Annotated in this window: 17 protein-coding genes and 2 pseudogenes; 10 read left to right on the plus strand and 9 right to left on the minus strand. The window is 68.8% G+C overall.

Annotated elements, in window-relative coordinates:
• The 6 genes from HF577_RS38080 to HF577_RS09480 all read left to right on the plus strand — a co-directional run.
• On the plus strand, positions 1 to 152 hold a 152-nt coding region (locus tag HF577_RS38080), incomplete at its 5' end, for a transposase (RefSeq protein ID WP_169396646.1).
• Positions 143 to 1,276: an AMP-binding protein gene (locus HF577_RS09460; protein WP_312859034.1), complete on the plus strand. Its 1,134-nt coding sequence runs from the start codon at positions 143 to 145 to the stop codon at positions 1,274 to 1,276. The genes HF577_RS38080 and HF577_RS09460, both read left to right, overlap by 10 nt.
• 1,012 nt (positions 1,277 to 2,288) lie before the next feature.
• Positions 2,289 to 2,759 (plus strand): pyridoxamine 5'-phosphate oxidase family protein, encoded by a 471-nt coding sequence (locus HF577_RS09465; protein ID WP_169395390.1) that lies wholly within the window; start codon positions 2,289 to 2,291, stop codon positions 2,757 to 2,759.
• Complete coding sequence (locus tag HF577_RS09470; protein ID WP_169395391.1) at positions 2,759 to 3,685, plus strand: NADP-dependent oxidoreductase; 927 nt, start codon at positions 2,759 to 2,761, stop codon at positions 3,683 to 3,685. Before HF577_RS09465 ends, HF577_RS09470 begins: the two co-directional genes overlap by 1 nt.
• Positions 3,686 to 4,014: 329 nt before the next feature.
• The gene (locus HF577_RS09475) at positions 4,015 to 4,932 is read left to right on the plus strand and encodes an NADP-dependent oxidoreductase (protein WP_169395392.1); all 918 of its coding nucleotides are present in this window, start codon (positions 4,015 to 4,017) and stop codon (positions 4,930 to 4,932) included.
• A gap of 1,141 nt (positions 4,933 to 6,073) precedes the next feature.
• Positions 6,074 to 6,982, plus strand: a complete 909-nt coding sequence (locus tag HF577_RS09480) for an aldo/keto reductase (protein ID WP_169395393.1) — start codon at positions 6,074 to 6,076, stop codon at positions 6,980 to 6,982.
• Between the two features lie 8 nt (positions 6,983 to 6,990).
• On the opposite strand, the pseudogene HF577_RS40125 reads toward HF577_RS09480, so the two are convergent.
• A pseudogene (locus HF577_RS40125) lies at positions 6,991 to 7,107 on the minus strand (hypothetical protein); the annotation flags it as partial.
• Between the two features lie 43 nt (positions 7,108 to 7,150).
• Positions 7,151 to 7,459, minus strand: a pseudogene (locus tag HF577_RS40130) (hypothetical protein); the annotation flags it as partial.
• Here HF577_RS40130 and HF577_RS09490 point away from each other — a divergent pair.
• A complete protein-coding gene (locus HF577_RS09490) occupies positions 7,453 to 8,295 on the plus strand; it encodes an alpha/beta fold hydrolase (protein ID WP_169395394.1) in 843 nt (280 codons plus the stop codon). The pseudogene HF577_RS40130 and the gene HF577_RS09490 overlap by 7 nt on opposite strands.
• 734 nt (positions 8,296 to 9,029) lie before the next feature.
• Positions 9,030 to 9,686, plus strand: coding sequence for a TetR/AcrR family transcriptional regulator (locus HF577_RS09495; protein ID WP_169395395.1), 657 nt, complete (start codon positions 9,030 to 9,032; stop codon positions 9,684 to 9,686).
• A 585-nt stretch (positions 9,687 to 10,271) separates the two neighbouring features.
• Here HF577_RS09495 and HF577_RS09500 read toward each other — a convergent pair.
• From HF577_RS09500 to HF577_RS09515, 4 genes are read right to left on the minus strand one after another with little or no spacing between them, the layout of a single operon-like run.
• A complete protein-coding gene (locus HF577_RS09500; RefSeq protein WP_169395396.1) occupies positions 10,272 to 10,913 on the minus strand; it encodes a uracil-DNA glycosylase family protein in 642 nt (213 codons plus the stop codon).
• 11 nt (positions 10,914 to 10,924) lie between these two features.
• Positions 10,925 to 11,464: a peptide-methionine (S)-S-oxide reductase MsrA gene (gene msrA, locus HF577_RS09505; RefSeq protein WP_169395397.1), complete on the minus strand. Its 540-nt coding sequence runs from the start codon at positions 11,462 to 11,464 to the stop codon at positions 10,925 to 10,927.
• A gap of 37 nt (positions 11,465 to 11,501) precedes the next feature.
• A complete protein-coding gene (locus HF577_RS09510) occupies positions 11,502 to 12,251 on the minus strand; it encodes an FAD-binding oxidoreductase (RefSeq protein WP_312859035.1) in 750 nt (249 codons plus the stop codon).
• A complete protein-coding gene (locus HF577_RS09515; protein WP_169395399.1) occupies positions 12,221 to 12,829 on the minus strand; it encodes a sulfite oxidase-like oxidoreductase in 609 nt (202 codons plus the stop codon). Before HF577_RS09515 ends, HF577_RS09510 begins: the two co-directional genes overlap by 31 nt.
• Before the next feature lie 1,341 nt (positions 12,830 to 14,170).
• Between HF577_RS09515 and HF577_RS09525 the strand changes: the two genes are divergently transcribed.
• Positions 14,171 to 15,511: an NAD(P)/FAD-dependent oxidoreductase gene (locus tag HF577_RS09525; RefSeq protein WP_169395400.1), complete on the plus strand. Its 1,341-nt coding sequence runs from the start codon at positions 14,171 to 14,173 to the stop codon at positions 15,509 to 15,511.
• Positions 15,512 to 15,825: 314 nt separating this feature from the next.
• Here HF577_RS09525 and HF577_RS09530 read toward each other — a convergent pair whose 3' ends face one another.
• Together HF577_RS09530 and HF577_RS09535 are read right to left on the minus strand one after the other, a co-directional pair.
• Positions 15,826 to 15,999 carry a hypothetical protein gene (locus tag HF577_RS09530; protein ID WP_169395401.1) on the minus strand — a complete coding sequence of 58 codons (174 nt, stop codon included), beginning with the start codon at positions 15,997 to 15,999 and terminating at the stop codon, positions 15,826 to 15,828.
• Positions 16,000 to 16,173: 174 nt separating this feature from the next.
• Positions 16,174 to 17,025 carry a serine/threonine-protein kinase gene (locus tag HF577_RS09535; RefSeq protein WP_169395402.1) on the minus strand — a complete coding sequence of 284 codons (852 nt, stop codon included), beginning with the start codon at positions 17,023 to 17,025 and terminating at the stop codon, positions 16,174 to 16,176.
• Positions 17,026 to 17,412: 387 nt separating this feature from the next.
• On the opposite strand from HF577_RS09535, the gene HF577_RS09540 reads away from it, so the two are divergent.
• Positions 17,413 to 17,790 (plus strand): response regulator, encoded by a 378-nt coding sequence (locus HF577_RS09540; RefSeq protein ID WP_169395403.1) that lies wholly within the window; start codon positions 17,413 to 17,415, stop codon positions 17,788 to 17,790.
• 12 nt (positions 17,791 to 17,802) lie between these two features.
• Here the strand turns inward: HF577_RS09540 and HF577_RS09545 are convergent, their stop codons facing one another.
• A complete protein-coding gene (locus HF577_RS09545) occupies positions 17,803 to 22,683 on the minus strand; it encodes an AAA family ATPase (protein WP_169395404.1) in 4,881 nt (1,626 codons plus the stop codon).
• Positions 22,684 to 23,168 lie beyond the last annotated feature (485 nt).

Genomic DNA, 23,168 nt, shown 5'->3' on the forward strand with positions numbered 1-23,168 from the left:
CCTTCGACAAGACCGCCTACAAACGGCGCAACGTCGTCGAGCGCTGCTTCAACCGGCTCAAGCAGTACCGGGCCATCGCCACCCGTTACGACAAGACCGCCCTGTCCTACCAAGCCATGATCGACCTCGCCACCCTACGAATGTGGCTTTGAGGACAGCTCCTAGTAGCGATCCTGTCGATGACGTCCGGAGCGGTGGTGACGCGTTGGCCGGCATCTACTACACCGGCGGCACGACCGGGAAGCCGAAGGGAGTGATGCTCAGCCACGACAACCTGATCATTTCCGCCCTCGGATCGGTGGCCTCCGGCAACTGGGTCCGGCCCGGAGCCACCTACCTGCACGCCGCGCCGATGTTCCACGCCGCCGACATGTCGGGATGGGTGAGCGCGAACCTCCTGGGCGGCACCCATGTGTTCCTGCCCCGCTTCGATCCAGCGGCAATGGCCCGGGCGATCGAGCAGCACCGCGTCACCGACGTGGTGCTGGTGCCCACGATGATCCAGATGCTCGTCAACTCCCCCGAGGCCGCACGAGCGGACATGTCGAGCCTGCGCCGCATGCTGTACGGCGGCTCCCCGATCTCGCCTGCCCTGACCGAACGCACCACTGCCCTGCTTCCCGGCACGGGCCTCACCCAGGCCTACGCGATGACCGAGATGGCACCGGTCATGACGTTGCTCACCCCGCAGGAGCACCACGACCCGCTCCTGCAGAGCTCCGCCGGGCAGGCGGCACCCCATGTCGAGCTACGCGTCGTCGACGAGGAGGACAACGAGGTCCCGCGCGGCGTCTCCGGTCAGATCCTCGCCCGCGGGGGCAGTCAGATGCTCGGCTACTGGAACCGCCCGCAGGAGACGGCCGACGCACTGGCCGGCGGCTGGATGCACACCGGCGACATCGGACATCTCGACGACAACGGCTATCTCTTCGTCGTCGACCGTATGAAGGACATGATCATCTCGGGCGGGGAGAACGTGTACTCGATCGAGGTGGAGAAGGTCCTCGGCACGCATCCCGCGGTGGCGATGTGCGCGGTGATCGGCCTGCCCGACCCTCAGTGGGGCGAGCGGGTGCACGCCGTCGTGGTCCTCACGAAGGGCGGCAGTGCCACCGAGGACGAACTGCGCGACCACGCGCGGGAGCGCCTTGCCGGCTACAAGGTTCCCCGCAGCGTCGAGTTCGTCGACTCCATGCCACTCTCGGGGCCGGGAAAGATTCTCAAGCGAGAACCGCGGGACCGGCGCTGGTCTAACCGGGAACGCCACGTCTCCTGATCGGTCCGCTGCTGCATCGGCCCGCGTCGCACCCCGCCAGCTCGCTGAGCGGGCACGGTCTTCTTCGGCGTGGTTGGGCGGAAATGCCTGATCTGCGCGGAGAACTGACCTACGCGGCGTTCCGACCCGACGAGCACTATGGCGAGTCGCAGCGGCGGCGCCGATCCGCGCGGTCGGCGAGGGCGGCGTCGGCCAACAGGGCCGGAGTCAGTCCGAGCGCGTAGGTCGCGACGGCCAGGGGGCGAACGCATCGGGCAGATGTGAGGCGCTGCGGTAGACGGGCAGGAGCGAGGAGCACTGGTTCGCCCCACATCCAACAGCGAGCATCGCGACCGCGACACGCATCCATGGCGCCGGCCGTCCCGGACCTGATCCCAGTGCGGGCCAGCTTAACGCTGCGGTTCCCCCAAAACTAGGGCTCTTGAGTCCAGCCTCCGAGTAGCGCTGGCTCCACATTGGGAGCCAGTTACGCAAGACCGTCAACCCATGCTGCCTCGTCAGCGACAAGTAAGCCGGACGAACCGGATGACGGAGACAAACTTGTCTCGCGAGTACGGACTTCAACCCCGCGGTTACCTGGACTAAGGAGTCCGGCCTGGTTAGCGTGGCGTGGACTGCGGCGTAACGCCGGACCGCAGGCCGGTGGGACTGGGCCGACGCACGCCAATGGGGATGGGCGTAGGCGAGCCACCAGCGACATCGCAGTGGGCCTGGTACCGGTGCGCCCTATCGGCGTCGGAAGCCCGCTAGGACTCCGTGGCCAGTTCACTGCAGTGCCGCGCCTGGCGGGTAACCGGAGCAGGATCCGCCTCCATAGGAAGGAAGGGCATATGACCGAGGAAATCCTGAACCTGAGTGCGAGCGCTGTCGGGCACTCGAGCTGGACTCGGGTGTGACGCGGAGCGACGCGCATCGCTTCTACGCCCGCGCCGGCCTGTCCATCAGCGCTTTTCACTTTGCCGAGCCGCTCGGTGCCGGCCACGGACTTTCGGGAAACGAGAGGAGCTAGAGCATGATCGACGCCGATATGCGGCTGATCGTGGCGGCCGCCAAACTCACCTTCGTCGCCACGGTGCGCCCTGACGGCTCGCCCAACCTTTCGCCGAAGGGATCGGTGCGGGTGTACGACGACGAACACCTGGCATTCATGAACATCGCCTCCCCGGGGACGATAGCCAACCTCACCGCGGAGCCGCGCATCGAAATGAACTCGGTGGACGTCCTCCGGCGCAGAGGCTATCGGTTCACCGGAACCGCGGCGATCCATCCTCCCGGGACGGCGGTTTACCAGTGGTTGCACGCCTGGCTGCTCGATCTGAACGGACCGGGTTATCCCGCCCACGAGGCTGTCTTGGTCCACGTCGATCAGGCCCAACCGATCAATTCACCCGCTTACGCCTTCGGCGGCGCGGAGGAGTCCGCGCTCATCGCCGAATGGTCCGCCAAGTACCAGGTCGTTGATAGTGGAGAGGAGAATGTGTGATGCGCGCTGCTGGAGTGCGTGAGTTCGGTGGTCGGGTCGAGTTGCTCGACCTTCCCGACCCCCGTGATCCCGGTCCGGACGAGGTCGTGATCGAGGTTGCTGCGTCCGGCGTTGGCAACTGGGACGACATCGTGCGCACCGGCGCGTGGAACGTCGGGCTGACACCGCCGATGGCGCTCGGCGTGGAGGTCGCCGGCGGGGTGATCGCGGTCGGCTCGCGGGTCACGGGTATTCGGCAGGGCGATGAGGTTCTCGGTCACCCGCTGCAGCTGCGTGAACAGGGTTGCTGGGCGGAGCGCGTCGTCGTGGATGCCGCTCTGGTCGTGCGGAAGCCTCTGGGCGTGTCGTGGGAGGTCGCGGCGGCGTTCCCGGTGCCGGCCCTGACCGCGGAACAGGCCCTCGCCGACTCACTCAAGCTCACCGAAGGCGAGACGCTGCTCGTGCACGGCGCCGGCGGCACGACCGGTGGGCTGATCGTGCAGCTCGCCGCCCTGCGTGGGGCACGCGTCATCGCCACTGCCGGACCTTCCAGCGCCGATCGGACAGCACAGGGCGGAGCGGCCGAGGTGGTCGACTACCACGACAGCGGGTGGCCCGAGCGCGTCCGCGAGCTCACCGGTGGCGTGGGCGTCGACGCCGCCGTCAACACCGTCCGTGATGGGAGCACGGACACCGTCCTGGCGGTGCGGGACGGCGGTCGGATGGCGACCATCACCGGCGATCCGCCGACGGACGATCGCGGCATCAGCGTCGCCGACGTCTATGTGCGCCCGGACCCCGCTCAGCTCGCGGAGCTCTGTGCGCTGCTGGGGGCTGCTCGGCTGAGCCTGCCGGTCGGCGCCGCGCTGCCGCTGTTTGAGGCGGCGAGGGCGCTGGAGCGAGCCATCGCGGGGACCAGCGGCGGTCCGGTAGTGCTGCTCGTCTAGCCGCGCGTACCGAGCAAGGACCCGGCCTATGACGGCAACGACGCGTCGGGCGAGGATCACCTACGACGCAAATGCGTTGGACTCCGGTCCCTACCCGGGACTGGCGTGGGAACGTGATCAGGTTCGGGCTGGTGATTTGCATGCCATCTGTATGACATCGATCGGGAAGCCTCCGCCGGCAATCAGTGGTTTGGCACAGCAGCGCGCCTGATGGTCGTGGCGGTCCATTCTCGTCTGGCCGAGTTTTTCTGCGCTAAATAGTCATGGACAATATCGCCACGGCATGACACAGAGTGTGGCGGCGAGGACTGGATACAGGGAGGTGCCTGATGAAGGCGATTGTGGTGACGGATGAGGCCGCGGGAACGGCCGGGATGACGCTGGTGGAGCGGCCCGAGCCGAAACCGGCGATAAACGACGTCGTTGTTCAGGTTCATGCGTCAGGATTCACCTCGGGTGAGCTGACGTGGCCCTCGACCTGGACCGATCGCGTCGACCGTGACCGAACACCGTCGATTCCCGGGCAGGAGCTGGCCGGAGTGGTCACTGCCCTCGGCTATGGCACGACGGGGCTGTCAGTGGGACAGCGGGTGTTCGGCCTCACGGACTCGTATCGCGGCGGAGGGCTGGCGGAGTATGTGGCGATCGAGGCACGCAACCTCGCACCGCTGCCGGCCGACGTCGACTTCACGGTGGGCGCGAGCCTGCCGATGCCGGGCCTGACCGCGTGGCAGGGACTGTTCGAGCATGGCCGCCTTGAGGCGGGGCAGAGCGTGCTCGTGCACGGCGCGGCCGGCTCAGTCGGGTCGATGGTGACTCAGCTCGCACGTGAGTTCGGCGCGTACGTCATCGGCACCGGACGCGCCGTCGACCGTCAGATGACGCTCGATTTCGGCGCGATCGAGTTCGTCGACCTTGAGAACGACACTTTGGAAGACGTCGGCGGCGTCGACCTGGTATTCGACGTCATCGGCGGCGATATCCAAAGGCGGTCCGTAAGCGTGATCCGGGCCGGAGGAACACTGGTGACCATCGCCGGCCCGCCCGAGGCGCGGCCCGCGGACGGCCTGGCGGTCGACTTCGTCGTCGAGGCCGATCGTGCCCAGTTGGGTGAGATCGTCCGGCGGGGGCGTGACGGACGGCTGCGGACAAACATCGGCAACATCGCAACCCTCAACGATGCCGTCGCGGCCTTCAATCCGACCGAGCGGATCAGCGGGCAGACGATCATCCAAGTTCGTCCGTGAGGACTTGGGGACAGCGACCGGTCCTGCCCTCCTCGTGGAGCAGCGTCAGCCGCGTGGCCCGGGCGGTGAGGGGCCGATTGGTCCGCCGCGGATTTGGGATCCAAGCTGAACGGCTGACCATCCGCCTCATCCCGTCAGTGAGCCTTCTCCAACCTGTGTGCGGATGCGAGTGGTTGATGCGAGGGTCCATGCCCGGCCGTCGGTTTCGAGCGCGTGCCGGGTGTCGCCGGGCAGACGAAGAGGGTCAGTCGACCACGCTGCCCGGCTGATCTCGATCACCACCTGGCAACCTGATCAACGCGCATGATCTCCCACAGCCACCCGTGAGCGTCGACACCTGAGCGCGCGTGCACGCCGCGGTTACCGCCGATCTCGCACCTGATGACGCGAGACCAGGACGATTGCCTGCGCTCTCTCGGAGTCGCGACGCGGATCAAGTCCTGCGTGTTGGACTAAACGGTCAGAGTCAACGTGTGCCTGGCTCCCGTCCATGTGCGACCATACCGATCGCCTCGCGCGTGGGCCGATAACAGGCGGGATAGGGGTCCGGGCAGGACAAGCAGGACGGGGCCACGCGCTGCGGGCGCCCTCTCAGCGTCTCGACAGCGGGTCGGCTACCTACGCGGACTCCGGCGAACCTCGGCGCAAACCGCATCTCTCGGCTGCTTCGTTGGTGCTAAGTGGTCCGTATTCCAGCGCACTCCGGTGTGGATGGGCGAGCGCGGACAGTGGGGCGGACGCTCGATCGGAGCACCGCCACCCGCTTGAGGGCATGTCCGGTTGCTTGCTGTTCGCTGGGAGGCCCGGGCACTGTTTCCCTGGTTTATGCAGGTCCGCTGGTTGACTGCATGGCCATCGGGATGCATCGCGCGTTGCGTGGAGGACGAAGGGGCGATGTGGTGCGCGCCACTTGCTGCCCCTCCTGCGGGCTGGCTGCTCGATGTCGTAGCCTGGAACAGATAGTCCAGTTCCGGTGCTGGCTGTTCTACAAGGGCCTCATCTCGCCTGGGTAGATCGACGGAGTGCTGAGTCGTGATCGCCGCATCGCAGTTCAACCAACACGAACAGGAGACCGCGATGTCCGAGTCCTATTCACTCGCGCCTGAGCCCGAAGGCGTCGATTTCATGCCTGCGTGAAGCCATGACATCGAATCTGACCCTGAACAACGGCGTCGAGATGCCCGCTCTCGGCTTCGGCGTCTTCCAGACGCCTCCTCAGGAGACCATCGACGCCGTCAAGGCCGCTCTCGGCACGGGCTACCGACACATCGACACGGCAGCCGCGTACGGGAACGAGCAGGAGGTCGGCGAGGCCATCCGCCGCTCCGGTCTCGCCCGGTCGGACGTCTTCGTCGAGACGAAGATCTGGATCGAGGACTACGGCTACGACGCGACCCTGCACGCCTTCGAGAAGAGCGCCGGCAAGCTCGGGGTCGACCAGATCGACCTGCTCATCCTCCACCAGCCCCTGCCCAGCCGTTTCGATCTGACGATCGACGCCTACCGCGCACTGGAGAAGCTGCTCGAGGAGGGCCGCGTGCGGGCAATCGGCGTCTCCAACTTCATGCCCCGCCACCTCGACAACCTGCTGAAGAACACCGGCGTCGTCCCTGCGGTCAACCAGAGCGAGGTCCACCCGTACTTCTCGGAACCCGACGTCCGGGCCGCCGACGCCGAGCACGGCATCCTGACGCAGGCCTGGTCGCCGATCGGCGGCATCACGTTCTACCGCGACGGCCAGCACGGCAGCACGCTCGACGACCCGACCATCGGCGAGATCGCGAAGGCGCACGGCAAGACGCCCGCCCAAGTGATGCTGCGCTGGCACCTGCAGGAGGGGCGCTCCGCGATCCCCAAGTCGACGAAGCCCCACCGCATCGCCGAGAACTTCGGCGTCTTCGACTTCGCCCTCACCGACGACGAGCTTGCCGCGATCGACGCCCTCGACACGGGCGTGCGCGGTGGCCCCGATCCGGACGCGATCACCCTGGAGGGCTGGCGGAGCGTGGCCGCTGCGACCTTCGGGTCGACGACGATCGAGGCACCGTAGCGGTCGTACTTGTGGTGGTGCTCGGCGTCGATCCCGGCGCTCACAACCGGGCCCGGCTCGGCGAACGTGACGTCCCACTCGATGCCGGCGGCGCGGAGCCGGCCGCTCCCGCCGGCTTTGGCCATGCGGAACCAGCCCGTTGCCACTGCTGTGGTCGGACTGCACGTAGATCGCGTCCCCGGCGCCCACGCCCCAAATGGTCACGAACGGGCGCAGGGTTCCGTCCCCTCGGGTCGAGCTGACCTCCAGCTCCGTGGTGTCCCCGATTCCAGCCAGATCGACCTCGGACCAACCGCAGGATTCAGGGTTCTCGGCCGTCTCTGCCGTTCCATTCTCGTCGACATCTCGGTCCGTTTCACGCGCTAGTCCGTTCTGAGCACGAATCCGTGCACGAACCTGGGTCGCCGTCAGGCTCGGCACCCGGTCGCGGAGACACGTCAGGTACATATCCGGAAGAGGGAAAGATCGGCATGCCATATCTCGAGATCGGTGACTCTGCACTCTTCTACACGGCTACGGGAACCGGAACGCCGGTTGTGCTCGTGCACGGCTGGACCGCTGATTCGATCGACTACTCGTGGCTCATTCCGTTGCTGCAGCACAACTTCCGCGTCATCGCCTACGACCTGCGCGGCTACGGGCACTCGACCCCGGCCGACGGGTATGGCATGGATCGGCAGCTCGATGATCTGACGGCCGTCATCGAGCGGGTCGCCGGCGAGCCTGCTCTGGTCGTCGGCCACTCGCTCGGTGGGGCGATCGCCTCCTCGATGGCGGTGGAGCGGCCGAAGCACGTGCTCGGTGCGGTCGTCCTGGACGCGTCCTACGCGGCGGACGAGGCGGGTCGCGTCAGGGTCGAGAGGACGAGGGAAAAACTGGCGGGCGAGCACCCCGAGGAGGTCGTGACGTCGTGGTTCCTCAGCCAAGCCAGCTTCAGCGATCAGACGCCCGAGTGGCTGCGTACCTTGGTGCTGCGCCGGGTGGACTCGGTGTCACCCGAGATGATCCGGGCGGGCTTCGCAGCGCTCTGGGACCACGCTCCGATCGCGTTCCGGCCGGAGACGGACCACTACCTCGCCCGGCGCACCGTTCCCGTGCTGGTCATCCATAGGAACGCGGCCAGGGCGGCGTACGAGGAGACGACCTTCCGGCATCCTGCCTCTCGTGCTGTCGTCCTGCCGGGAGGTGGCCACTGGGTGCAGATCGAACGCCCGGAGGACGTGAACGCGGCGATCCAGGATTGGTGGAAGACCGCACACGCCGGTAGCGCGAGTGTGGGTGGTGGCCCTACGGCGGATGGAGATGCGGTGTAGCGAGCGCTGACACGCACGGAAGTGGCGACGCGGGCGGGCTTCATCGAGGGCGCGGCCGAGGTGTGGAGGGACTGAGGGGCGGCCACCACCACCTCGACGACACCCGTCTGCGCACGGCCACCAGCAAGGGGCAGTGTCACGACCCTTCGGGAACATTCGCTGGTAGATGCCCGGGCCGCTACTCGCCACGTGGCAGCCGCACTCGCTGCCGGCATCCGCTCGATGCAGGAGGTGGGCGAGATCCCGGTCTCGCTGGACATCGACCAGGCGGCGGCCGCTCTGCTGGCAGGGATCCAGAGTGGGGTGACGATCATGCTGTCCACCGGGCAGTCTTGTAGATCGCGAGCGAGGTTGCGTTGGCTGGGAAGTAGCGATAGGCCTGCAAGCGGCTGGTCGACGACGCGGCGCGGACTCGCTCAATGCTCATCCCCGCGACGCCGACCCGGAAGACGACCTTGGGGGCGCCCCGCACGATCCGGTCGCGCGTTACCGCATCCCGGCCTGAGTGCTCGCTCCTCGGGTTCATCTGGACACGCGCAGACGCTAGCTGAATCCGTACTGGCTGGTCTACTTTGGTTGTGGCATCGCCGGTCGGTGTCGAGCGACGAGCAGCCGCTCCGGCCTGCGTGACACGCCCTCAGCTGGCAGCGCGCCCCGTACCGACTCCTCTCAAGGTTGTCCGCAATGTCGCGCTCAGACTTTCGGCATCACGTCGTCAGGCTAGGATCGCCTCCGTGACGAGTGCCGGAGCCGAGTCTCCCGCGCGGCGCCTGACCGCCCGCGGTGCCCTCACGCGCGACCGCATCGTCCGAGCCGCGGCCGAGCTCATGCACGCCAACGGGGTCGCCGGCACGACGATGGACCAGGTGGTCGAGGCCTCCGGTACCAGCAAGTCACAGCTCTACCACTACTTCGACGACAAGGACGCTCTGGTCACCGCGGTGATCAGAATGCAGACCGCACGTGTGATGGAGCGGCACGAACCCCACCTGGAACAACTCAGCTCATTGCAGGGTCTGCGGCGTTGGCGCGATGCGGTCGTTCGTTTCGTCGACGAGCGCCACGGAGCGCACGGCTGCGCGATCGGGTCGCTGGCCAGTGAGCTGGCGGATCAGTCCGAACCAGCGCGGATTCTGATCAACGCTGCATTCCAGAACTGGGAGTCGTACCTCGCCGCGGGCATCCGCCGGATGCAGGACCGTGGCGAACTCGATGCCCGGGCCGACCCTGCCGAACTCGCCACCGGCATCGTGGCGGCCTACCAGGGCGGATACCTCCTCTCACAGGCCAGACGAAGTGGGCGGCCGATGGCACTGGCGCTCGGTTTCGCGATCCGCAACGTGGAAGCCCTCGCGCTACCGCAGAAACGTGCATCCGACGCAGCGAGCTGATCAGCCCCACTCGGGGAAGCCCCACCAACACGCGGACAACAGGAGGGCTGCACCAACGCCGCCACGCTGTTCGAGGAGATCACCGACCGCGGCCCGGTGGTCGTCAGCGCGCTTACCTACGCGCGTTCCACGCGAGCAGTCCTGACCGGCGTCTGCCCGTGCCGCCGTCGAAGCTGCCCTCGGTACGCCGTTTCGTGGGCTGGATCATGAGCGACCCCGCCAACCTCGAGCCAGCCAACTAGCGCCAACTCGACGCCGTCCTTGCCGCCAGCCCAGATCCTTCCGTCGTCTTGAGCTGGGTCCGGTCTGTAGCAGCGAAACAACTCCACGGAACAATGTGGCGCCGGAGTCTGCTGATCTCACGGGGGCCGGCTCACCGCGACTTACGGCCGACTCGTCCAGGTCGAACTCGAAGCATTGAACCCGCCCGGCCTGCACGCACTGTTCGAGGGCGCATCGACCAGCGGTGGGACACGTGGCCACAGGGGAAGTGTTGGCCGCCGAGCGGCAGGACCGAGAACAACTCAACGGCTACTGACGCGCAGCTCAGCCATATCCGAGCACGGCCATGGGGATGTGGTTCGTTCAGACTCTGGCCTCGTGACCGGCCGGATCGCCGTCCGGCTGGAGGACCGCGTGCACGCGGGCGCGCAGCGCCGCCACGGTCTTCTCGGCGAACCACGGGTTGCGAGTCTGCCAGCGGAAGTTCAGTGGTGACGGGTGGACGAGGGGCATGCGGTCGGGCAGGTAGTCGCGGAACGCCCGGACTGTGTCGGTGAGGTTCGCTCCGGCGGCTTCGGGCAGGTAGTGCTTCTGGGCGTGCCGGCCTATCAGGACGGTGAGCCGGACGTGCGGAAGCTCCGCGAGGAGCCGTGGATGCCAGCGTGGTGCGATGTCGGGGCGGGGCGGCAGGTCGCCGTGGGCTCCCTTGCCCGGGTAGTAGAAGTCCATCGGCAAGATCGCGAACAACATCGGGTCGTAGAACTGGTCGTCGGTCACCCCGAGCCAGCGTCGCAGCGTCACGCCGCTCGGGTCGTTCCAGGGGATCCCGCTGCGCTGCGCGCGTGTTCCCGGGGCCTGCCCGATGAGGACGATCCGGGCGGCCGGGTGCGCGGTGTAGATCGGCTGCAGGCCCGCGGCGGTCGCGTCCCGGTTGGCCGGGTCGGCGATGATCTCCTCGCGGATCCGCAGCAGCGTGGGACTCGTCCCCGTCGCCGATCCGTCCATGGTTGCGATCGTCAGGTCAGCTGGGACGACGGCCGTGACGCGACGTCACGGCGTCGCGGCAGCACCCAGTCCGGCCGCGGGAAGTGGCATGTGTAGCCGTGGGGGTAGGCCAGCAGGTAGTCCTGGTGTTCGGGCTCGGCCTCCCAGAACGGGCCGGCCGGCGTGACCTCGGTGACGACCTTGCCCGGCCACAGCCCGGAGGCGTCGACATCAGCGATCGTGTCCTCGGCGACCCGGCGCTGTTCGTCGTCGAGGTAGAAGATCGCCGACCGGTAGGACATGCCGACGTCGTTGCCCTGCCGGTTCGGGGTGCTGGGGTCGTGGATCTGGAAGAAGAACTCCAGCAGGTCGCGGTAAGTGGTGGCGGCCGGGTCGTAGGCGATCTCGATGGCCTCGGCGTGTGAGCCGTGATTGCGGTAGGTGGCGTTGGGGGTGTCACCGCCGGTGTAGCCCACACGGGTGGCCAACACACCGGGGCGGGAGCGTATGAGGTCCTGCATTCCCCAGAAGCAACCTCCGGCGAGAACTGCCCGCTGCTGCTCGATCATCATTCGATTCCTTTCGTCTCGTACTGGGACCCCGGGCCGGTCATCCCGAGAATCCGAACCGCTCGACCCTGATCCTTTCAACGGGCACACCAGCGGCCGCGGCCAACTGGGTGGCGGCATCACAGAAGGCAGTGGAGCCGCAGACATAGACATCACGGTCCCCGTCAAGCGCTGCAGCGAGTTCCCGGGCCATGAGACGACCCGGTGGACGAACATGCCCGTCGGGGACGGCGCGCGTGAAGACGATCGAGGCGTCCGGTCCCTGAATCTCGGCGGCGTAGTACAGCTCTTCGGGGCTACGTACCGAGACGACAAGGCGGAAGAGGCCCGGCTGGCCGAGCTTGCGTGCGTGGCGCAGCATCGACATCAGCGGCACGATCCCGGAACCGCCGGCCAACCCGAGCGCGGGCCGGAGATCCCAGGCGAAGTCGCCGCCGATCGGGCCCCGCACGTCGAGCACGTCTCCCACCTCGACGGCCTCGTTGAGGAAGCCCGACACCTCGCCGCCCGGCAGAATCTCGACGGTGAGATCGACCTCCGCCGAGTCCGACGGTGCGCTGGCGATCGAGTAGGACCGCTGGGCCCGATACCCGTCAGGTGCGGTCAGGCGCACGACGAAGTACTGGCCGGCCCAGAACGAGCGCGGTTGGGGCAGCGTGAGGGTGAAGGTCTTCGCCGTGGGGGTCTCTCGGCGGATGCCGGTGACCCTGGCGGGCTGCCACGGTCCCGGGTGGGGCGGCCCTCCGGAGACTGTGGTCATCAATCCCCCTGGTAGCGCTGCTCGAGCCACGGATCACCCCTGTAGTGGTAGCCGCGCTGCTCCCAGAAGCCCCGCTGGTCCTCGGCGAACAATGTCAGGCCCGATACCCACTTCGCGCTCTTCCAGAAGTACAGGTGGGGCACGAGAAGGCGGGCCGGGCCGCCGTGGATGCTGGCCAACGGGGCGCCGTCGATGTCCCACACGACCCAGGCCTTGCCGCCGGTGAGGTCCTCGAGCGGGAAGTTCGTGGTGTAACCAGTGTGGGATCTTGCCAATGCGAACGCTGCGTCGTCACCGACACCCGCGACGTCGAGGAGAGTGTCGACGGATACGCCGTCGAACCGCATGCCGAACTTCGACCATGTGGTCACACAGTGGATGGCGCCCTCGTACCGAGAGGCCGGCAACGCATGGATCTCATCCCAGCTCCAACGAACCGGCTTATCGACGAGACCGTCGATCTCGAAGCTCCACGTGGCAGTGTCGATGCTAGGAGTCGGCTCGACGTGTAAGACCGGCCAGTTCGTGCCGGCGTCGTACTGGCCGGGGGGCAGCCGCGAGTCGCGCGCACCGCGGCTGCGACCGGTAAATCCCCTCGTCAATGCCATCTGGTAATCCCTCTCGGTCGCCGTCGCCGGCGCTCGGAGGGCAGGCCTCGGCGTCCGGCGGAAGTCCGGCTGCGGCCTGGACAGACCCAATATGGCCGTCGCGATACTGGACTGTCAAGTCCGACTATGTGGTGGCGGCCGGCCCGGAGTGGCGTCAGCTCGCCGCCTGGGACGCGCGATCGCTGCGCGCCCTCCGGGCCTCGATGCTGTCGAGCGAGAGGTCCAGCGCCACCGCTATCGGGAGGCGTGCTGCGCGCCGCCTGGGGGAGCAGGCAATCGCCCTGATGGGCGGCAATGTGGCCAGCGGCGAGCCCGCCCGAGTCGAGACTCCCGAGCGGAACGCGGCCTTGATCAGGATCCGGGGCGGCCCTGACCGGTGTGCGAGCTCGGGACGGCGCGTTGCGGCGCAGCGTGAAACGGGGACGACGGAACATGGAACAGATAGTCCAGAATCTGTCGAGTAGGAGTGGCCGTGCGGGCTCGGATGCGGCAATCCCCGGAAGGTGATGAGTCGAGGGCGGGGCTCCGCGTCGACGTGAGATGCACGCCATGACCAGTGCTCGACGAGCGCACGGCGGCTGTCAAGATGGCGGTCCGTCTCCAGCGCGCGCAACCACAGGCGATCCTCGGGCCCGCCACCGCCGCGATGCTGTGCTTCGAGCTCACCACCCGGATCCTTACCCGGTTCGCCGGGGCGATCACGGCGGCGGATGAGGTGCAGGGGTTCCGGTATTTCGGCGACCGCAATCTGCTCGGGTTCGCGCACCAACCGCGACCTCGGAGCCGGGAAGGACACCCAGCGTCGGCTCACCGGGTCCTCGCCACGTTCGGCGGACTGGTCGGCGATCGAGTACTCGGACACGGCCCTGGCCGAGGCCGGTGCGGCGTACGGGCGCGTCGAATCGTTCCTGCGCCGGCTGGTCGAACGGCATGGGACGGCACCACCGGACCAGGCTCTGCGGAGGGAATTCGTCGAGGCCCCCAACGTCCCCGTCCGGGGCTGCGTCCGCGGCGGCCTCCGCCGCTCCCCATCAACGTGCGGAGACGAACGAACGGTCGACCCTAGGTTTACGGGAGCACTGGGGTCCGCGTTATCGGCAATCTGGCAACTGAGCATCTGTTCCGGCGCCGGACGAATAGGGAATCCTTGATATCTACCTGGTCGGCTCAACTGAGTCGAGCCGAGTTGGCGCAAGGCATATAAATGGTCAGCCTGTCGAAGGATCGCACTCGTGCGTCGTACTCGATGTATCGCCCGGCCTGCTGAACGCCGTCCTTGACGATACCGCCATTGTCGGTTCCGTATCCCCGGTCACCGCGCCCAAGAAAAGGGAGAGCATCATGCGCAAGATCTTGATCGTCGGCGGTGGCTACGCTGGCTTCTACACCGCGTGGAAACTCGAAAAGAAGCTGCGTCGGGGCGAGGCTGAAGTGACGGTGGTCGACCCGCGGCCATACATGACCTACCAGCCGTTCTTGCCCGAGGTGATGGCCGGGTCGATCGAGGCCCGGCACGCCGCGGTGTCGCTGCGTCGCCATCTGCACCGCACGCGCGTCATCGCTGGGATGGTCAGCGCGATCGACCACAAGCACCGCGTGGTCACGGTCCGGCCCGCCGACGGCGACACGTTCGAACTGGGCTACGACCTCATCGTGGTCACCGCGGGCGCGGTCACCCGCAAGTTCCCGGTGCCCGGTATCGCCGAGCAGGCGATCGGTCTCAAGCACGTGGAGGAGGCGGTCGCAATCCGCGACCGGCTGCTGACGTCTTTCGACCGGGCGGCCACGCTACCGCCGGGCCCGCAGCGGCAGAAGCTGCTCACCGTCACTTTCGTCGGCGGCGGCTTCGCCGGCGTCGAGGGTTTCGCCGAGCTGCTGTCGCTGGCGACCGCGTTGCTGCAGCGCTACCCCGAACTGCACCGCGACGAGCTGCGGTTCCACCTCATCGAGGCGTCAGGCCGGATCCTGCCCGAGGTCACCGAGCGGTCTGGCCGCTGGGTCGTGCGCTTCCTGCAACAGCGAGGTGGGCAGGTGTACCTGGACACGCAGGTCAAGTCGGCGACCGGTGGGCACGTGGTGCTCTCCACCGGCGAGGAGTTCGACTCGGAGCTCATCGTGTGGACGGCGGGCAACGCGGCGAACCCGGTCGTGGGCATGCGCACCGACCTGCCGGTGGACGAGCGCGGTTTCCTCGTCACCCGGCCCGACCTGCGGGTCGGCACCGACACCGAACCGGCACCCGACGCTTGGGCCGCCGGGGACGACGCGGGGATCGAGGACCTCACCTCCCCGACCCCGGGCACCCGCACGGTGCCCAACGCCCAACACGCCGTCCGCCAGGGCAAGCTGCTCGCCCGCAACATCGTCGCGACCTTGCACGGCGGAAAGCCGAAGAACTACCGGCACCACAGCCTCGGCGCTATTGCGGCGCTCGGCATCGGTCACGGCATCTTCCAGTACCGGCGACTCGTGATCACAGGGCCGCTCGCTTGGCTGATGCACCGCGGCTACCACGTGCTGGCCGTGCCCAGCTGGGAACGCAAGGTCCGCGTGCTCGTGATCTGGCTGACCGCCGCGTTGTTCGGCCGCGACATCCTCTCGCTGGCGTCGGTGCAACACCCGCGCGACGCCTTCATCAATGGCGGCGAACCCGCCGTGCCGACCGAACAGGACCCCTCATGACCGAACACCACTGCATTGCCATGGAACCTGCTGCACTTCGCGCGAGTGCTCAAGGACGAGGTTGGAATCCCAGCGCACGGGAACCAACAGTCGGTTGGGACATGGGGCCACTCCGAGCCGCCTGCGGCCGATAATACCGGGCGGGGCCGGTGCGCCGGCGTCGCGTGTGCACTGGGTGTGCAGTGGGATCGCGACAATTCGGGCCAACGCGTCACCGATTGGATCGTCGTTACTCGGGCAGAGCGCGGGCGATTCGCTCACGATTATCGCCACGTGTCATCAGCGCCCGCCCGCTCGTCGCAGATTTCCCTGGGTCATGCGGCGTGGTCGGTGTCGACTTCGATCATTCCAATGTAGATCCAGTACTCCTCGACCAAGCCGTGGCTTGTGGTCGGCCCGACATACACCTTGCGGAAGACCTTCCCGTGCATCTCCACCAGCTCGGTCTTGACCTCTCGTGGCGCGCGGGGCCCGGTGGTGTTGGCCATCAGATAGCGCTGCCCTCGCGAGCGACGACCCCGGACATCTGGTTGTCCACCCCGGTGGGCATGGCCCTGGCGTCAAGGTGACCGGGCCACCGCAAATCCAGCACTCGGGCTCCATGACCGGGTCGGCGCCGAGCACCTCGCACCGGTGGCAGATCCAGACGGACCTCAACGTGCTCATGCCGCCCGCCGGGAGCGCGCGTACACGGGCTTGCGCGGCGCCACAGCACGCACATCCGCCGTGCTCGAGAACGACGCGCGGTAGGCCTCGACGAGCATCGACCGGATCGCTGCCGAGGACGGCCGCGCCGCAGGGTCCTTGACCAGCAGCTGCTCCACTAGTGGCCGAAGGCGACCGGCTCGCGAGGCCGGGGGCAGCGGATCGTGGAGCACCGCGGTGAGCGTCGGGACGAGGCCTTCGTGCAGGAAGGGAGGCCGGCCTTGGACGGCGGTGAAGAGCACGGTCCCGAGAGACCACAAGTCGGAGGCGGGGCGCGGCGGGTCGCCCAGAACGAGCTCCGGGGCGGTGTACGCCGGAGAGCCGACGACGTCGCCGGTGCGGCGGGCGGGGTGGGCCGGCTCGCCGCCACTGAGCTCGGCGATGCCGAAGTCGATCAGGACCAGCCTGCCGGTGTCCGTGATCATCAGGTTCGCCGGCTTCACGTCGCAGTGCACGACGCCGGCCTCGTGCACCGCCTCCAGTGCGGCGGACAGTTGCAGGCCGAGTGCGGCGACGACGGACGGTGGCAGCCGGTGCCGGTCTCGCAGCAGCTCGGCGAGGCTCACGCCGGGGTGGTAGTCCATCACCAGGGAGGCCGAACCGCGGTGCAGCACCAGGTCGTGCACGGCGACGACGTTGGGATCCCGTACCCGAGTGGTGAGCCGAGCCTCGGCGCCGATCAAGTTGTGTGGGCGGAACAGCTTGATCGCGACGTCCCGGTCCAGCAGTTCGTCGTGGGCACGCCACACGTCCGCCGTCGCCCCACGGCCCACTCGTTTCGCGAGCCGGTAGCGGCCGCCGAGCAGCACACCACACCGGGGAACGGGGGCGTTGTCGGCGGCGCGAGTGTGCGGTGCACCGGAAGGCGGACGAGTAGGCCGGATGCGACAACGGAAAATCATGAGACTCCTCTTGACCAGTGCCGCCGACGTCCGGGTCGATGAGGAGGTCGTGCGGACTCCACGGCTCACGCCGAGCGATGGGCTGCGAGTCCCACTATCGCGGGCTCACGAGGCGCTGTCTGCCCGGTCAGCAGCCAATGGCCGGCCCGGAGATCCGCCCGCCGGAAACCCTGCTACCCGGGAGGCCGGTCGTGTCCAGGGGCGCCCAGGGTAGGGGAGGGGGTGACCATGAGGTTCTGCCCGCTCGGATAGCGGCTAGCTGCGTAGTCGGGCCAGCGTGGCGGCCCTAGCCTGATGATCGTGACCCTGCGGTGCTTGCTTGTCGACGACAGCCTGGATTTCCTGTGCGCCGCACGGACACTGCTCGAGCAGGAGGGTCTACGGATCGTCGGCGTCGCCTCGACGGGTGCCGACGCGCTTGTCCGCGCTGCCGAACTGCGTCCCGACGTGACGCTTATCGACGTCGATCTCGGCACGACCGACGGCTTCGAGCTGGCACGGCACCTGGCCGGCCACCCGAATCTCGACGCTGGTCACCTGATCCTGATTTCCGTGAACGCCGAGGAGGACCTCACCGACCTGATCGATGCGAGCCCGGCCATCGGGTTCGTGTGGAAGCCGACGCTGTCCGCCGCGGCGATCAAGTCGCTGGTCCGCGACGTCGGAGATTGAGATGACTCCTGCTCAGCTCGGGCCCACGCCCGCGCGCTCCAGGGGGAACTCGGCCAGAACGGCGGTGCCGGCACCGGGTGCAGAGCGCAGGGCGAGGCGGCCGCCGAGCGTCTCGACGCGGTCCTTGAGTCCGAGCAGGCCGGTCCCGCCGGTGAAGTGCGCGCCGCCGCGGCCGTCGTCGTGGACCTGGACCCGCAGGACGACGCCGGCCGGCGTGGTGTTGATCTCGACCTCTACGGTCACGATCGAGGGCTCGGCATGTTTGGTGGCGTTCGTCAGCGCCTCTGCGACTACGTAGTAGGCCGCGACTTCGACCGGCTCCGGCAACCGTCGGCCGGCGGGCGCCTTGATCCGCACCGGGACGCTCGATCGGCGGGCGAGCGCGTTGAGGGCGGGGAGCAGTCCGCCCTGGGCGAGGGCCGGGGGATGGATGCCGCGGGCGAGCTCGCGCACCTCGTTCATGGCCGTGGCGGCTTCGGTCGCGAGAGCCTCCAGCTGTTCCGTCAGCGCGCCGGACTCGGGCGGTACGGCCGCTCGGGCGATCCGCGCGCGCATGGCGAGCGTGACCAGACGTTGCTGGGCGCCATCATGCAGGTCCCGCTCGATCCGCCGACGGGCCTGGTCGGCGGCGGCGACGATACGCGCGCGCGAGGCGGTGAGGTCGGCGTAGAGCTGGGCGTTGTCGAGGGAGACGGCGAGCTGCGCGGCGATGAGCCTGACGGCGTCGAGCCGTTCTGTGGTGAATGCGGCGCGCATGAGGCGGTTCTCCAGCAACAGCACCGCCCGCAGCGCGCCGCGGCCGAGGATGGGCATGGCCAGCAACGAACAGGCGCCGAGGCCGGCGATGTACGGATCGCGGGCGAAGCGGTCGTCGCGGGTGGCGTCGACGACGATCAGCACCTCAGCCGTCCGCTGGATGTAGCGCACTGCCGACATCGGCAGGTCGCGTTCATGCGGGCCGCCAGTCGTGGCGGTTTCTGTGATGTGGTTCGGTGCGCGCAGCAGCCAGTCGTGGCGGTCGTCGTCCCACAACAGCAGGTGCACGCTGGTGGCGCCGGTCATCGCACTGAGCACCTCGACGACGCGGGTGTGCAAGCGTTCGATGTTGGTCTCCGAGCTGAGCGCCTGCGTCGCGGCGAGGATGCCGAGCAGGTCGAGCGTGCCGGTCGTGACCGTCGAGGACAGCCGGAGATCATCGGCACGCCGGTCGCCGCCGGGTTCGCTGGTCGTGAGTGCTCCCAGCCGTGAGGTCGGGTAGGCCCAGTCCAGATGGGCGACCTTCGCCGTCGCGCCCCATGCGGCGTAGTACTGCCGCGCGAGGGCGATGAGGTCGCGGCCGGCCTGCTCCAACCCGTGTGCGAGGTAAAAGCGGGCGGAGCGTTCGGTGATGAGGGCGCGGTGCCACGGGCGCTGCCGGCCGGCGGCCTCGCGCCGGGCGGTGTCGAAGGCGAGGGCGCCGGTGCGGAAGTCGTCGACCGCCCAGGCCCGCTCCGCCTCCAGCAACCGCTGCAGGTGCCGGAAGTTGTCCGGCGCGTCCGCGGCGCGGGCGGCCAGCCACTGCGTCACCTCGTCCAGTTCGGACAGCAGACGGCCGCGTTCGTCACCGTGGCTGGCGCGAGCTTGCTCGGCGAGGGCCAACCCGCGCAGCAGACGGGCCAGGGCGGTGGGGTAGAGGCCAGGTAAAGCCGACAGCAGCGGCATCGCCGCCGCGGTGTGCTGCATCAGGCCGACGGGATCGCCGAAGACCGCGGCGACGAGCGCGTGGCTGAGACGCGCGTGGAAGAGCGCCATCCGGTTGCCGGCGTATCTGTCGGTGAGGACCGTCTTACCGATTGTGGCGGTGTTTTCGCCACGCAGTACATCGGCCAGCCACTGGTAGCTGTCGAGCCACTGCCCGGTCTGCTCGTTGCCGGTCCGGCGCACGAAGGCCAGCCCCGCCTCGATCTCGGCGGCGACGACGTCCAGCGACGGCGCGCAGTCCAGCAGGTAATGCGCGGTCGGATGGTAGGTGTAGCCGGCGTTGGCCAGGTCGCCTCCCGCGATCAGCCCCTCTCGGGCCCGCCCCGCGGCTTGGACACCGTTCTCGATCGGCTCGAACCAGCAGCTCAGCAGAGCGAACCGGCGTCGGGCTTCGGAGGTGCCGGGCTCGTAGGCGCGGACCTCTCCCAGCGCCAGGACCCGGCGCACCGCCCGGTATCCGGCGGCGTAGTCGCCGCGCCGCGCCACCGCGGCGACGGCGGCGGCGCTGGCAGGTCCGATGAGGGTCGGGCCAGGGCCGTGCTCGAGCCAGATCCGCAGCGCTTCCAGGCTCAGCCAGGCGACCGTGCCGTCGCCGCCGGCGAAGTAGGCCGCCGGCTGGACTGCGTCGATCAGACGGGTCGTGGCAAGCAGTGTCGGCTCTGTGAGATCGGGCCGAGCCATGTCCTCGGCAGCGTCGGTGCGATTCAGCCACCGGTACAGACGGTCGAACTGGTGGTCGAGCTCGGCGGCGAGCTGGTCCGCCACTGGCACGGTGATGCCGAGCTCACGCAGCAAGTCGATGCCGAGCCCGATCGCGTCAGCGAATCGGTTCCTGTGGGTCAGGCTGCTCACCTGCACCGCCGTCGCGACCGCGCGGTCCAATGCGGTGGGGCCCAGCCCTTCGATCGTGCGGTACTCCTCGTCCGCCTCATCCAGGCTCCCCAGGCCGTAGAGGGCGGCGTGGCGGTCGCTGTGCACCGCGACCAGCGTGGCGGTCTCACCCGGGTCGATCAGCCGCAGCGCGGCGGCCAGCAGCGCGTTCACCAGCGCGTGGTCCCCGATCAACCTGGCCTGTTCGGCGGCGCGCCGCAGCAGCCCCACCACCCGACGCCGCTCGCCGGCATTGTCGATCCCGTCAACGACCGGCAGGTACTGCTCGGCGGCGACCGCATACAACTCAGACACGCCGGCCAGCCGCCGGGCCGTGGCCAGCTGCAGGGTGCGTCGCCTCCCCGGGTCGAGCTCGCGCAGGATCGCCTCGCGGATCCGGTCGTGGCGGAACCGCACCGCCTCGTGGGCGCCGGGCTCCATGACGAGAAGGCCTTCGGCAAGGGCGGGCGCCAGCATCGGTTGCACCTCGGTCGCCGGGGCGCCGGTCGCAGTCTGCAGCAGGCTCAGCTCGGCGCGCCCGCCCAGACAGGCCATCGCCTCCACCAGCTGCCGGGACCGCGGCGGTACGGTCCCGATGCGTGCCGCCAGCAGCTCGCCGACCTTTGACCGGCGCAGATGGTCGCGCACCGTCGCCGTGTCCCACCGCCACCCCGCGGCGGTCGCGGTGAGCACGCCGTCGCGGCGCAGCGCGTTGAGCAGCTCTACGGTCTCGTACGGGTTGCCGGACGTGTGCGGCTCGATCACCGCGGCCAAACCCGCCGTGGCTGCCGGGGCCGCGTGCAGCATCTCGGTGACCATGGTGACGAGGCTCGGGACGGGCAGGTTGTTCAGTCGCAGGTGCCGAGCTCGGGCCTGGTCACGCCAGCGGGACAGCGGCGCCGCCAGCGGGTCCGCCGCGTCCACGTCCTCGTCGCGGTAGGCCCCCACCACCAGCAGGCCCTCAACCGGTTCCTCGTCGAGCAGCATGTCGACAAGGCCGAGCGGGGTGCGCCCGGCCCACTGCAGGTCGTCGAGGAACAGCACCACCGGGCGTTTCCGCGACGCGACTGCCCGCAGCGCCTGCACGCCTGCCCGCTGCGCCCGGTTCTGCGCGGTCAGCGGATCCCCGGGATCGGGCGGCACCGCCAGCAGCGCGGTGAACTCCGGCACCACGGCGGTCAGTAGCCCGGCGTTCGGGCCGAGCGCGGCCAGAATCCGTGCCCGGACCTCGGTCAGCTCGGCCTCCGGCTCTGCCAGCAACAGCCTGCCCAGCGCCCGAAACGCCTGCTGGACGGCGTTGAACTCCAGGTCCCGCCGGTACTGGTCGAACTTGCCGGCCACGAACCAGCCGCCCCGGCCGGCCACCAGCGGCCGCAGCTCGTCGACCAGCGCGGTCTTGCCCACCCCGGGTGTCCCGCCGACCAGCACCGCCCGGCACCGACCCTCACGCGCGTCCTCGAACGCCTCCTGCAGGGCCGCCAACTCGCCGTCGCGGCTCACCAGCCGCGGCGGCAGCAGCCGCAGCGGGACGTCGTGCTCGCCGATGCGGACCGAAGCCGCCGCCGGACGCGCCTGAACCTCCCGCACCCGCTCCAGGTCGTGAACCACGCCCTCGGCGGTCTGGTAGCGGTGGTCCGGTTCCTTCTCCAGCAGATGCAGGATGATCTCCGACAGCGGCCCCGGTACCGCCGGGTTCACCTTCGCCGGCGGTGCCGCCACCCGCGCCAGGTGATCGTGGGCGAGGCGCAGCGGGTCCTCCGTACCGAACGGCGGCTCACCCGTGGCCAGCTCGTACAGCGTCGCGCCCAACGCGTAGAGGTCGGCCCGCTGGTCCACCGAGCGGCTGGTGCGCCCGGTCTGCTCCGGCGCCAGATAGGCCAGCGTCCCCTCGATCTGCGTGTGGTGGGTGAACTCCGGGCGGATCTCGGCGAGCGAGGTCGCCAACGCGAAATCGACCAGGCACGGGACACCGTCGCCGGAGATCACTATGTTTGCCGGGCTGATGTCGCGGTGCATCACACCCCGCCGGTGCATCCCCGCCACCGCCTGGGCCAACCCCACCGCCAGCCCGATCAGGACATCAGCCGGCAGCGGCTTGGCCAGCCCTGCCAGGCTGGTGCCACCAACATCCGCCAGCACGATGGACCCCGGGTATCGGGGCGCCTCCAGCTGCGCCACCCCCGCGACATCGCGCAGCCGCTCGAGCATCGCCCGCTCGTGCCGCAGCCGGCACTCGGCGTCCGGCCCCAGCGGCTCCTTACGGATGACCGTGCGACCAGTCAAGTACAGCCGACTCACGCGCGTGCGTTCGCACTTGTGCAGTACCTCGGCCTGCGGATCTCGGCCCGGCAGCACCCCGCCTGCCTCCATCCGACACCTCCACGCGCGGTCGGGCCCCGCTCACACCGTGCCTACACCTGTTCGAGAGCGAAGGCGACCCTTCGTACGACCGCGACGCGGCTCAACCCCGCTAGCCGTTTCCGGCGCCCGGCGCGCGCCCTCCGCCGGAGCTGTCGGCGGGGTGTAGCGGGCCGACCTGCGCCAGTAGGTGGTCTGCCGGCCCCCCACGGCCGCCCGGCAGGATCGCCGCTCCGGCCGGGTGAGGGTGAGGCTGGGGGCGGTCCGGCCGGAAGTGCTCCACGCATCCGGAGCTGACCCAGGTCGTCGGCGGACAGGTCCGACGGGCGATCAGGACGTGCACGCTGTGTTCGTCAGGCCAGACGTGCGCACGTTGTCGGCCGCATTGGGTGCCCCGTCGGATCCGCTGC

Source organism: Pseudonocardia xinjiangensis (genome assembly GCF_012911925.1).
Classification (GTDB): domain Bacteria; phylum Actinomycetota; class Actinomycetes; order Mycobacteriales; family Pseudonocardiaceae; genus Pseudonocardia; species Pseudonocardia xinjiangensis.